9 protein-coding genes and 2 tRNA genes are annotated in these 12,039 nt (G+C 42.9%); 10 read left to right on the forward strand and 1 reads right to left on the reverse strand.

Features of this window, described 5'->3' with window-relative positions:
* Nucleotides 1–1,707, reverse strand: a complete 1,707-nt coding sequence (pilB, locus tag ACTQ9T_RS06880) for a type IV-A pilus assembly ATPase PilB (protein ID WP_440464578.1) — start codon at nucleotides 1,705–1,707, stop codon at nucleotides 1–3.
* A gap of 463 nt (nucleotides 1,708–2,170) precedes the next feature.
* Here pilB and tpiA point away from each other — a divergent pair, with 463 nt between their 5' ends.
* The 10 genes from tpiA to ACTQ9T_RS06930 all read left to right on the forward strand — a co-directional run bounded on the left by tpiA (nucleotide 2,171) and on the right by ACTQ9T_RS06930 (nucleotide 12,017).
* On the forward strand, nucleotides 2,171–2,971 hold the full coding sequence (gene tpiA, locus ACTQ9T_RS06885; RefSeq protein WP_440464579.1) for a triose-phosphate isomerase: 801 nt from the start codon (nucleotides 2,171–2,173) through the stop codon (nucleotides 2,969–2,971).
* Between the two features lie 214 nt (nucleotides 2,972–3,185).
* Nucleotides 3,186–3,494 (forward strand): preprotein translocase subunit SecG, encoded by a 309-nt coding sequence (gene secG / locus ACTQ9T_RS06890; RefSeq protein WP_010197739.1) that lies wholly within the window; start codon nucleotides 3,186–3,188, stop codon nucleotides 3,492–3,494.
* A gap of 142 nt (nucleotides 3,495–3,636) precedes the next feature.
* Nucleotides 3,637–3,720: transfer RNA gene (locus ACTQ9T_RS06895), tRNA-Leu, on the forward strand.
* A gap of 126 nt (nucleotides 3,721–3,846) precedes the next feature.
* Nucleotides 3,847–3,923 (forward strand) — tRNA-Met (locus ACTQ9T_RS06900).
* 449 nt (nucleotides 3,924–4,372) lie between these two features.
* On the forward strand, nucleotides 4,373–4,873 hold the full coding sequence (rimP, locus tag ACTQ9T_RS06905) for a ribosome maturation factor RimP (protein WP_010197742.1): 501 nt from the start codon (nucleotides 4,373–4,375) through the stop codon (nucleotides 4,871–4,873).
* 141 nt (nucleotides 4,874–5,014) lie between these two features.
* Nucleotides 5,015–6,499: a transcription termination factor NusA gene (gene nusA, locus ACTQ9T_RS06910; protein ID WP_010197744.1), complete on the forward strand. Its 1,485-nt coding sequence runs from the start codon at nucleotides 5,015–5,017 to the stop codon at nucleotides 6,497–6,499.
* A 164-nt stretch (nucleotides 6,500–6,663) separates the two neighbouring features.
* Nucleotides 6,664–9,387 carry a translation initiation factor IF-2 gene (infB, locus tag ACTQ9T_RS06915; RefSeq protein WP_010197746.1) on the forward strand — a complete coding sequence of 908 codons (2,724 nt, stop codon included), beginning with the start codon at nucleotides 6,664–6,666 and terminating at the stop codon, nucleotides 9,385–9,387.
* 203 nt (nucleotides 9,388–9,590) lie between these two features.
* Nucleotides 9,591–10,001 carry a ribosome-binding factor A gene (locus ACTQ9T_RS06920; RefSeq protein WP_010197749.1) on the forward strand — a complete coding sequence of 137 codons (411 nt, stop codon included), beginning with the start codon at nucleotides 9,591–9,593 and terminating at the stop codon, nucleotides 9,999–10,001.
* A complete protein-coding gene (gene truB, locus ACTQ9T_RS06925; RefSeq protein ID WP_440464580.1) occupies nucleotides 10,001–11,056 on the forward strand; it encodes a tRNA pseudouridine(55) synthase TruB in 1,056 nt (351 codons plus the stop codon). The genes ACTQ9T_RS06920 and truB overlap by 1 nt, the downstream gene beginning before the upstream one ends.
* Nucleotides 11,057–11,492: 436 nt before the next feature.
* Nucleotides 11,493–12,017, forward strand: a complete 525-nt coding sequence (locus tag ACTQ9T_RS06930) for a type 1 glutamine amidotransferase domain-containing protein (RefSeq protein ID WP_440464581.1) — start codon at nucleotides 11,493–11,495, stop codon at nucleotides 12,015–12,017.
* Nucleotides 12,018–12,039 lie beyond the last annotated feature (22 nt).

Here is a 12,039-nt window from a genome sequence, read left to right on the forward strand (position 1 = left end):
TTATTCAGAGGTAACACGCATCATTTCTTGAATACTGGTCACGCCTTGCAATACCTTTAAAATACCAGAACGGCGCAAGTCTCGAAAACCATTTTTGAGGGCGGCATCTTTGATATCTATCGCGTTGCCATCTTCCATGATAATCCGGGAAATATCAGGGCTAATTTTCATCACTTCATAGATACCCACACGGCCTTTATAGCCTTCGCGGCATTCGTTACAGCCTACCGGTTCATAGATCACATTGCCTGGGTTGTCTAAATCGGTGTCATTAAAGCCAAGCTCAAGCAAGCTTTGCCGTGGGACGTTGATGGGTTTTTTACAGTTTTTACATAAGCGCCTTGCTAGGCGCTGGGCGATGACCAGGTTTACTGACGTGGCAATGTTAAAGGAAGCCACACCCATATTGCGTAGGCGGGTCAACGTCTCTGGTGCTGAGTTAGTATGGAGAGTCGAAAGCACCATGTGCCCCGTTTGCGCAGCTTTAATCGCAATCTCTGCCGTTTCAAGGTCACGAATCTCACCTACCATGACAATATCAGGATCTTGACGTAAGAATGACTTCAGAGCATTGGCAAAGGTCAGACCAACCTTAGCGTTCACGTTGACCTGATTAATGCCTTCGAGGTTAATCTCGACTGGATCTTCGGCAGTGGAGATATTCGTTGCACCTGTGTTTAAAATATTGATACCGGTATAGAGTGAGACAGTCTTACCGGAACCCGTCGGTCCGGTAATCAGCAGCATACCTTGTGGTTTATGCAAAGCTTCCAAAAACATTTCTTGTTGGTCAGGCTCATAACCAAGGGCTTCGATGCCGAGCATGGCGGATGACGGATCCAAAATACGCAACACAAGTTTTTCACCAAACAGGGTCGGTAATGAGTTGACCCGGAAATCGATGGCTTTATTTTTAGATATTTTAAGCTTGATGCGTCCATCTTGGGGTATGCGACGCTCTGAGATGTCCATCTGTGACATTACTTTTAGCCGTGCTGCGATTTTGCTGGCAAGTTGCACTGGTGGGTTGGCCATTTTTTGCATGACACCGTCGACACGAAAGCGGACACGAAAGGTTTTTTCATACGGCTCAAAATGTAAATCTGAGGCACCCATACGGATGGCATCGACCAGCATTTTATTGATAAATTTTACGACAGGGGCTTCATCGACACTGTCGCTAAGCTCAGTTTCACCCTCTTCTTCACCATCATCAAAATCTACATGTAAGTCACTGCTAGAAAAGCTATCAAAACTTTGCATGGTATCGGCATAAAGATTTTCAATGCGTTTTTTGAGCTTATCTTCTTCGACGACGACGGTTTCGATAGAGAGGCGAGAGTTAAAGGCAATCGCATCAATGGCATCTATACGGGTTGGGTCGCTTAAGGCGACAAATAAGCGCTGCCCACGTTTAAAGAGAGGCAAGGCATTAAACTTACGCACGATTTTTTCATCGACCAAGTCTTTTGGAATGACATCCAAACTGATCGCGTCAAGATCAAAGAGTGGGTCACCAAAAGCTTGAGACAGCATTTGTGCTAGCTGATAAGCATTGGCCAATTTATTGTCTACCAAATAAGGCACGAGTCCGATCTGCTGCTGCTGTGATTCCGTCTGCGCAGTTTTCATATGCGCTTCGCTCACGACACCTTCGTTAATCAGCTGCTGGGCTAGACCACCGTATTTATTGGCTGTAATAGACATAATAACCTCTCTTTGATATCGAATGTTTTGCTAAAATCCGCTTGCTAGGCATTGATGGTTTTCATGAGTAGCCTTTTATCACTAATTATCGCTGACGCTTGTTGTAACCGTTTGAGATAAATAATTTTAAGCGGCTGCCATTTTTTAGTATTAATAACACCGTGTGGAATTGATATTGTTTTAACGGTTATATTTTTTAAAAGCTATATATAGAATATGGCACTATATAAATATGGAACTATATATAAGGTATACCGCTATTTAAAGTATTTCACCCTTAACTTAGACCATGAGGCATTAATCTACAGAGCGCCATAACTGAATAAAATACAATGAAAACAGGATGGCCGTAAAAGCCATTCTGCTGCAGGTCGCACTATACTATAGCACTTGTGAAATATTTGTTATACTGGCGCGCATATAAGCCAAATTGGCAGGAATACATGAGACAAGGTAGATGAGTATGCAAGCTTGGGTAATTGGCAATTGGAAGCAGAATCCAGCAACGAACCACGACGTCAATGCGCTACTAGACAACTTATTAACTGCAGTTAATACTGAAGAGCAAGTGGTCAAAAATAGCTGCAGGTTAATGGTGGCTCCCAGTTGTATTCACTTAGCTGCTGTCAGCGCCCGCTTAAAAGATACCTCAGTGCTGTGTGCCGCGCAAGATATTAGTGCGCATAGCGCGAACACTGGTGCGTATACGGGGGATTGTTCTGCGCAGCAAGTTGCTGATGCTGGCGCAACTTGGACGATACTTGGTCACTCTGAGCGCCGTCAATACCATCAAGAGACTCATGAGTGCTTGCTGCAAAAGCTGACTCATGCGTTGACGCAAAATTTGGGCGTAGTATTTTGTATTGGTGAAACCCAAGCACAATATGACGATAAGCAAACACTGGCGGTCATTGATACTCAATTATCGGTTGTAAAGGATTTACTTGCGCAACAGCCCGAGCTTGCTGCTTCATTATCTGAGCGCTTAATCATTGCCTACGAGCCAGTATGGGCGATTGGGACGGGCAAAGTGCCAACAGTAGCAGAGGTTAGCACCACGCATCAACATATTAAGCAAACCGTCACAGGCTTTGCTGAGTCGTTAGAAGCAATGACTGTACTATATGGTGGTAGCGTCAATGTTGATAACGCCGATAGTTTTGCGGCAGATCCCATGATAGATGGCGCATTGGTTGGCGGTGCTTCATTAAAAGCAGACAGTTTTTTGATGATTGCCAACGCTTTTAGTCGCGCGCTTGGTTAGGGTAAGGTGATAAAACAGCGATTTAATCGCTAACTTGTCTAAAAAATGTCTTTATCAGTTGGCAAAAGTAGGTTTAACAGTGCCCTTGCAATCGTGTACAATGCGCCTTATTTATATAATCGATTTGGCAGCATTACAAGTTAGTTGCTACCACTATTAACTTTAAGATTTATTTTCCGTTATCTGTCGTCATTACGCGGCAAAAGAGGCCACCATGTTTACGTTTATATTAGCCCTGCATATTATCGTGGCGATTGCCATGATCGGCTTGATCTTGATACAGCATGGTAAAGGGGCAGATGCTGGGGCTTCTTTTGGTGCTGGCTCGTCAGGTACGGTATTTGGTGCCGCAGGAACTGCCAACTTTTTAACACGTGCGACTGCAGTATTGACAGTCATATTTTTTATCACCAGTATGACCCTTGCTGTTCATGCACGTAAGCAGGCAGAAGATCAGTTTCGTTTAGATGTTCCTGTTTCAGCTCCGCAAACGCCGCGCCCATTAACGCAAAATCCTGAGTAAGTGTCTTTTAAGTAGGCAGTGCTTGCTATTTTGGCACGTTAGATTTACAATGCCTTTCTGTTTTCGCAAGACCTTATCTATTGATGCCTACCTTAAGCATCATTTACAGTAGATTAAACGCTAGAGAACAGAGTAGCAAAATGCGATTGTGGTGGAATGGTAGACACGCCATCTTGAGGGGGTGGTGGCGAAAGCTGTGGGGGTTCAAGTCCCCCCAATCGCACCAAGTTTTATAGACGTAGCATATAGCGTCAGGTTGGATTTTTTAGTAGAGAATACTTAATTTAGAATTTATTTAAAAAAAGTATTGACACTTCTACAAAACCTCCCTATAATATGCGTTCTAGATTGATGCGGGGTGGAGCAGTCTGGTAGCTCGTCGGGCTCATAACCCGAAGGTCGTTGGTTCAAATCCAGCCCCCGCTACCACTTTTTATACTGATGTTTTGTACACTAAATTTGTCAGTGCCGATTAGCCCACCATTATGTTTGTGGGTTTTTTTGTATCTGTGAGTCAGGGTTGTCGCGGTATCTGCCCTACTTATGCTAAGCTCTATGCCTATAGAGTACGATACTTACTATTCATCTACTTACCGCTACTTGCGTGACTATTCGCAAGCGACGCTGCCTTTTACTTCATACTCTTTTATTGATCATTTTGCTTTATACATAATAAGCACATTCATGAGCTGAGCTTGATGTTCCTAGGTAATGTCCTTATATATAGTAGATGTCAACCGAATATAATACTGAGCTAGTGCTATTATATAATAGATAAAACACCTAACGATTGCTGTGAGCCGCGCAAATAAAAAAGTAATAAATAATGTGGTTCATTAAGTACGACAGATAAGTAAATAGGAAGATATAAATAAATTATGAAGCTTTCGACTAAAGTTGCAGAACTAACTACTATTATTGCCCCTGCGGTAGCTGCATGTGATGTGGCGCTGTGGGGCGTAGAGTTTACCCCACAAGGCAATCGCTCGTTATTGCGTATTTACATTGAGGCTTTACCTGAAGAAAAAGCACAGGATAAGCAGGTAAGTATCGAAAACTGTGCGGCGGTTAACCATCAGGTAAGCGGCATCCTAGAAGTGCATGATCCTATTGCTGGTGAGTTCATTTTAGAAGTCTCCTCACCTGGTTTTGACCGGGCGTTCTTTTCAGATGACCAAATGTATGATTACGTCGGTCAGACTGTGAGCTTGCGCTTGATACAAGCCATTGGTGAAGGCGATAAAAAACGCCGCAAAGCAACAGGTACTTTAGACAGTATCGATGCAACGTCTTTAAAATTGACGTCTACCGATGGTGAACAGTTTGAGATTGCTTTGAGTAACATTGATAAAGCCAACTTGATTTATGAAGATGTCTAATTTCAATATTCAATGGTAACGCAATTCAGTATTAATCAATATTTTGACCCCTAAATAGGGCGTGACTGACGATGACAACACAACGTCAATATGCCAATTATAAAATTTAAGTCAATTATAAAATGATAGGACAGGTATAGCATGAGTCGTGAAATCTTAACGGTAGTAGAAACTGTCAGTAATGAAAAGGGCTTAAATCCTGAAGATATCTTTGAAGCCATAGAAGACGCTTTGGTGGTATCAACTAAGAAAAAAGTCTATACCGAACAGCCAGAAGTAGAGGTGCGGGTATCAATTGATCGTGCAACTGGCGATTATGATACATACCGTTATTGGACAGTGGTTGCCGATGAAGACCATGAAATGCCAGCCTGTCAGCTTGCTATTACCGACCTTGATCAAGAAGAATGGTCAATTGGTGATATTAAAGAAGAACAGATTGAATCCATTGAGTTTGGTCGTATTGCTGCCACGCAAGCCAAGCAAGTTATCATTCAAAAAATACGTGAAGCTGAGCGTGCGCTAGTAGCAGACGCTTTTGAACCACGTGTTGGTGAAATGATGTATGGCGAAGTAAAAAAACAAACACGCGATGGCTATATTATTGATTTGGGTGATAACGCCGAAGGCTACTTATCACGTGATCAGATGCTACCACGTGAGCAATTACGAGCGAAATCTCGTATCAACGCCATTTTATATCATGTAAACCGTGAAAATCGTGGTGCCCAGTTATTATTGTCGCGCACTCATCCTGAAATGCTCTCGGCATTGATGCAAAAAGAAGTGCCTGAGATTGCAGAACAAATCATTGAAATCCGTAACGTTGCTCGTCTGCCAGGTACTCGTGCTAAAATAGCCGTCAAAACCAACGATCATCGCATTGATCCGGTTGGCGCTTGTATCGGTATGCGTGGTACGCGTATTCAAGCGGTTCAGCAAGAGTTAGATGGTGAGCGTATTGATGTGGTGGTTTGGTCAGATGATCCGGCCCAATTTATCATTAGCTCTTTAGAGCCAGCAGATGTTAGTAGTATCATCCTAGATGAAGACATGCAGACCGCTGATATCATTTTTAGCACCAACGATCAGTTAGCGCGTGCGATTGGTTCACAAGGTCAAAACGTCCGTTTAGCTTCTGAACTAACGGGCTATAAGCTTAATATGATGCTCGAAGAAGAGTATCAGCAGCGTCAACAAAACGAATCGAAAGCGTTCATTGAATTATTCTATGAACGTTTAGAAGTCGATAAAGATTTAGCTCAAGCGCTTGTCGATATTGGCTTTACCAGTATCGAAGAAGTGGCTTATGTGCCAGTTGAGACTTTCTATGACATCGAAGGTTTAGACGACGAAGCGATCGACATGATTCAAGAACGTGCTAAAGAAGTCGTCATCGCTGATGAGCTAGTCAAACAACAAAACATGAAAGAGCCAAGTCAAGAGTTACAAGATCTTGAAGGAATGACCGTTAGTTGGGCTTATAAAATGGCTCAAAAAGACATCATTACTGTTGATGACTTGGCAGAACAAGCCGTCTTCGATTTAGAAGATATCGAAGGATTAGATACTGAAACCGCAGGAAAACTCATCATGAAAGCTCGGGAATCTTGGTTCAATGAATAAGCGGTAACTGCATATCGCTGTCTTTTAGTGATATGCTATCGATAATAAAGTGCTGGTATAAAGTCGCATAATACATGCAACCTAACCACCAGCCTTAACCCAATCATTTGTAGCCAACAACTGAATTGAACATATAGCAAATAATAGACAGTAGGTGATAATAAATGGCAGATAAGACCGTCAAAGAACTGGCAGATATGGTAGGCAAAACCGCAAGTGCTGTAAAACAGCAACTGGTAGATGCTGGACTGCCTGCTCGCGCAGAGGATGACCTAGTCACCGAGCTTGAGCAAGAGAAGTTGGTGACGTATTTAAAGCAAAGTCATGGTCAGCAAGATAAGCGTCGTATTAGTCTCAAGTCTAAAACAACGAGCACCGCGCGTGTGACCGGCTCTTCAGGTAAATCTAAGAGTGTCAATGTGGAAGTGCGTAAAAAGAAAGTATTCGAAAAGCCTGATCCAGAAAAAATGGCTGAAGAGTTGGCTGCGCGTGAGCAAGCGATGATTGAGTCGCAAGAACGTGCTGCTAAGGACGCTGAAGAGCGTGCTGCTACTAAGAAAAAATCTGAAGAGCGTCAAGCAGCAACCTTAGCTGCGATGCGTGCCAGCTTAGGCTCTAGCAAAAAATCAGACGATAAGAATGACGACATTTCTACTTCAGTTGTTGTGAAAAAGGGCGGCAAGACTACTATTGAAGTCAAGCCTAAAGAACAGCCGAAGAAAAAAGTTGCTGCTACGAAACCTAAAGTTGAAACAGCAGCTGAGCGTAAAGCTCGTGAAGTACGTGAAAAAGAAGAAAACCGTCTACGCGAAATTGAGACAGAAACACGCCGTGTTCAAGCTGAAGAAGCGCAAAAGCGCACACTTGAGCAAATGCGTAAAATGGCTGGTAAATATACGGATCAGCCTGCTGCTGAAGTTCGCAAAGATGAGCCATTGGCTGAAGGTCTAGTCGGTGACGCATTAGAAGAATCATTTGAAAAAGAACGTCGTGAAATCAAGCGCGGTGCAAGTAGCACTGGTGCTCGTGGTCGTCGTCGTAAAAATCAAGATGAGCGTGAGATCAAAAACCGTAAAAATGGTTTACGTTCAACGCAAGCGTCACAGCATAAGTTTGAAAAACCTGTTGAAAAAATTGTCTATGATGTCGAGATCAGTGAGCAAATCACTGTCGCAGATCTTGCCCAGCGTATGGCAGTTAAAGCCCGTGAAGTCACTAAATTACTCATGAAAATGGGTGAGATGGCTCGTGAGTCAGATACGATTGATCAAGCGACAGCCAGTCTGATTGTTGAAGAAATGGGTCATAACCCAGTACCAGTTAGTGATACTAAGGTTGAAGACGATCTACAATCTGCAGTCAATGAACGCAGCAGTAACGTGCAAACACGTCCACCAGTCGTAACTATTATGGGTCATGTCGACCATGGTAAGACTTCATTGCTAGATAAAATTCGTGAAACGAAAGTAGCGAATGGCGAAGCAGGTGGTATCACTCAGCATATCGGTGCTTATCATGTAAAAACCGGTCGCGGTGTGATTACTTTCTTAGATACCCCAGGTCACGCAGCCTTTAGTGCTATGCGTTCACGTGGTGCGCAAGCGACTGATATCGTTGTACTGGTTGTCGCAGCTGATGATGGCATGATGCCGCAAACGGAAGAAGCTATCGACCATGCACGTGCTGCTGGTACGCCGCTTATCGTTGCCATCAACAAAATGGATAAGCCGGGCGCTGATCCTGATCGCGTACTCAATGAGTTGACTGCCAAAGAAGTCGTCTCAGAAGAGTGGGGTGGTGATACGCCAATGGCGCGTATCTCAGCCAAAACAGGCGAAGGTATTGATGAGCTATTAGAATATATCAGCATCCAAGCGGAGCTGATGGAGTTAGAAGCGCCGTTAGATGGTGCTGCGCAAGGGGTGGTGATTGAGTCAAGACTTGAAAAAGGTCGTGGTCCTGTTGTTAGTGTTCTAGTCAAAAAAGGCACACTAAAACAAGGCGACTTGGTTCTAGCGGGCGAGCATTACGGTAAAGTCCGTGCGATGACTGATGAACATGGTCAGCGTATTCAGTCAGCGGGTCCTTCTATCCCTGTAGAGATTTTAGGCTTACCTGAAACACCTGCAGCTGGTAGCGAATTCTTAGTCGTTACAGATGAGAAAAAAGCCCGTGAAGTGGCTGATTTCAGAACCAATCGCGAGCGTGAACGTCAACTTGAACGTCAGAATGCCATGCGTTTAGAGAGCATGTTCGATCAGATGGAACAAGGCAATGTGTCATTCTTGAATATTGTTCTTAAAACTGATGTGCGTGGTTCGCTCGAAGCATTACTATCGGCACTGAATGAGCTGTCAACTGATGAAGTAAAAGTTCGCGTCATCAGTTCAGGTGTTGGTCCTATCTCTGAGTCTGATGTAACGCTTGCAGAATCTAGCGAAGCGGTATTGTTAGGCTTTAACGTTCGTGCAGATGCGACCGCACGTCGTAAAGCAGATGCAGCCAACATGGATATTCGCTATTACAGTGTTATCTATGGCTTGATTGATGATGTAAAAGCAGCCATGAGTGGAATGCTTGCGCCTGAACATCGTGAGAAAATCCTGGGTGTTGCTGATGTTCGAGAAGTATTCCGTTCTAGTAAGTTCGGTGCAGCTGCCGGTTGTATGGTGGTTGAAGGTACAATCTATCGCAATAAGCCTATCCGTGTACTGCGTGATGACCAAGTTATCTTTACTGGTCAGCTGCAATCATTACGTCGCTATAAAGAAGACGTTAATGAAGTACGTACTGGGATGGAGTGTGGCCTAGCCGTTCGTGGTTATGATGTCGAAGCTGGTGATAAGATCGAAGTCTTTGAAATTCAAGAGTTCGAACGTACTATCTAAAGTCACCGCTCGATAGTAAGGTCTCTAATCATGCAAGACGCTTAATCAGCTGAGCATATTAGTATCTCCTTCATATCTAGCTGTACTTAGGCCTAGCAGGTACATCCTGCTAGGCCTTTTTTAACAAATATCAGCCCTTAAATGTATTAATAAGCAAACGGGCTAATCCATAAAAATAGGCCATATCAAATTAAGGTAACAATATGAACCAACGTTTACAGCGCTTATCCGATCAAATTCAGCGTGAGCTTGCTGTTCTTATTCGTGACGCAGTCAATGACCCGCGGCTGACTGGTTTTGTCACTATCTCTAGTGTCAAGGTCAGCCCAGACTTAGGGTATGCGGACGTTTATGTCACCATCATGGAGCCAGAGCTTAATGACGCGATGACCAAAACCAACCACGAAGAAAGCATCAAAGTGCTGAATAAAGCGGCAGGTTTTTTGCGTACCGAATTGAGCCATAGTCTCAAAACGCGTACGACACCACGTCTGCGCTTTCATTATGATGAAGTAACGGCTCGTGGCAACTATATGATGGACTTGATCAGTCAAGCGGTCATCAAAACTGAGCAGAATGAAGATGAAGTCGACAGCAAAGAAAATGATGATTAATGACAATGACTAGTCAAAAGACAACGGATAAACAAAAGGTCTCCGGCGTTATCTTAGTTGATAAGCCGCAAGGTATGACATCACAGCAAGTGGTCTCAAAGGTGAAGTATTTGTTTAAGTCTCCTGCACATGACAGCAAAAAAGCTGGTCATACAGGTACGCTTGATCCCATGGCCACTGGTCTATTGCCTATTTGTATGGGTGAGGCCACGAAGTTTAGCCATTATCAACTTGATGCCGACAAATCTTACCAAGCGACGATATTGCTTGGTAGCCAGACAGATACTGGTGATGCTGATGGTCAAATCGTTGGACAGGTGTCTATTCCAACTTTTGATCAATCAATATTGGACAAGGTTGCTCAACAGTTTTTAGGGGCTCAGCAGCAGATACCACCGATGTATTCTGCTTTAAAAAAGGACGGTAAAAAGCTTTATGAGTATGCCCGTGCTGGTATCGAAGTAGAACGAGCGCCAAGAGATATCGTGATTAAGGCCATTGATTTAAAAGCTATTGATAACGAGCAGATTCAATTGACGGTGACTTGTACCAAAGGTACTTATGTGCGCGTATTGGCAGAGGATATTGCCAAGATAATGGGCACATTAGGGCATTTAATCGCATTGCGCCGTACGCAGGTCGGAAAGTTTAGCATAGTGGAATCGATTTCTTTATCAGCGTTAGAGGCGCTATCGTTAGATGAGAGACAGGCACAGCTCCTTGCTATTGATGCATGTGTTAATATCGAGGCTGAGCTTACATTGACTGCTGAACAGTATACCCGTGTCCATATGGGGCAGCGATTGAATGTTTTTGAGCAGCTTACTGATGATTTGCGCGATTATATTTCAACCAGTATTAGCCATCAGTCTTCTGTTTCAGAAAGCAATGACACCCCACTAGATAGCGATATCGTCAGTAGTGATGATGAACAACCATTGCTCCACGAGATAGCGGTAGATATACGCCTGCTAGATGAGCAAGGGGAGTTTATTGGATTGGGAGCTGTTAGTCTTAATGGCCGACTACAACCTAAGAAATTAATCCAGCGGTAGGGTTATATTTTCTAAGCTTTTCATGGTTCGTATGTTTCGTATGTTTCGTATGTTTCGTATGCTTCATGTGGCTATGAGCCAATTAATCTTCTTTAAACTTACTAACAGTTTACACTAATCACATATCCTCACATTTTATTGCAGGTTTCACCTATGGTGAAGCCTGTTTTTTTTGTACATTAGATAAGTCAGCTAGGGAAGGCTAGAAGAGATAATCAATGTAATAAAAATAAAAAATACACTAATAAGAAAAATTTAAAATAATAAAAAATGCTTAGGGAATGGCTTTAACAAGGAAAGTTTTACTGCTGAAGTCTCAACACTAAATAACAACAAAGAAGTACTATAAAAACAAGAAGTACTCATAACAAAAAAAATAGATAAATCAATAATAAAATTTATATATAGAATCACAAATATAAAGACAAGGAATATCATGAAAACGATCGCTTTCTTACTACACAATAATTTTGAACAAGCAGAGTATGAAGATGTTAATAACCAACTGAAAGCAAAAGGTTATAACACATTGCTTATTACTACTAACGAAGACAAAAAAGTTCAAGCGATGAATCAGGATGTCAATAAAGGTGACACTTTCACCGCTGACATCTTTGCAAGTGAGGCTAAGGTTGATGACTATGACGCGCTAGTAGTGCCAGGTGGTACTGTAAATGCGGATACCATTCGAGGCAATAAAGAAGCTCACAGTATAATCAATGCAATTAATGAAGCAAGTAAACCGTTGGCGGTTATCTGCCATGCACCTTGGGTACTTATTAACACGGGTATCGCAAAAGGTAAGACCTTAACGGCGTACCACTCATTGCAAACAGATTTGGAAAATGCGGGAGCAAACTTCGTTGATAAAACCGTACAAATTGACGGTAACTTAATTACTTCGCGTAATCCAGATGATATCGAAAATTTCGTTGATGCTATCGATAAAGCCTTGTCTTAACTGGCCTTGTAAGATATTAACA

Origin of the sequence: Psychrobacter sp. ASPA161_6 (genome assembly GCF_051970285.1) — a bacterium.
Taxonomy (GTDB): domain Bacteria; phylum Pseudomonadota; class Gammaproteobacteria; order Pseudomonadales; family Moraxellaceae; genus Psychrobacter; species Psychrobacter glaciei.

Bases quoted from the DNA above. Each gene is read 5' to 3' on its own strand.
- pilB (WP_440464578.1), bottom strand. From the start codon at position 1,707: ATGTCTATTACAGCCAATAAATACGGTGGTCTAGCCCAGCAGCTGATT.
- tpiA (WP_440464579.1), top strand. From the start codon at position 2,171: ATGCAAGCTTGGGTAATTGGCAATTGGAAGCAGAATCCAGCAACGAAC.
- secG (WP_010197739.1), top strand. From the start codon at position 3,186: ATGTTTACGTTTATATTAGCCCTGCATATTATCGTGGCGATTGCCATG.
- rimP (WP_010197742.1), top strand. From the start codon at position 4,373: ATGAAGCTTTCGACTAAAGTTGCAGAACTAACTACTATTATTGCCCCT.
- nusA (WP_010197744.1), top strand. From the start codon at position 5,015: ATGAGTCGTGAAATCTTAACGGTAGTAGAAACTGTCAGTAATGAAAAG.
- infB (WP_010197746.1), top strand. From the start codon at position 6,664: ATGGCAGATAAGACCGTCAAAGAACTGGCAGATATGGTAGGCAAAACC.
- ACTQ9T_RS06920 (WP_010197749.1), top strand. From the start codon at position 9,591: ATGAACCAACGTTTACAGCGCTTATCCGATCAAATTCAGCGTGAGCTT.
- truB (WP_440464580.1), top strand. From the start codon at position 10,001: ATGACAATGACTAGTCAAAAGACAACGGATAAACAAAAGGTCTCCGGC.
- ACTQ9T_RS06930 (WP_440464581.1), top strand. From the start codon at position 11,493: ATGAAAACGATCGCTTTCTTACTACACAATAATTTTGAACAAGCAGAG.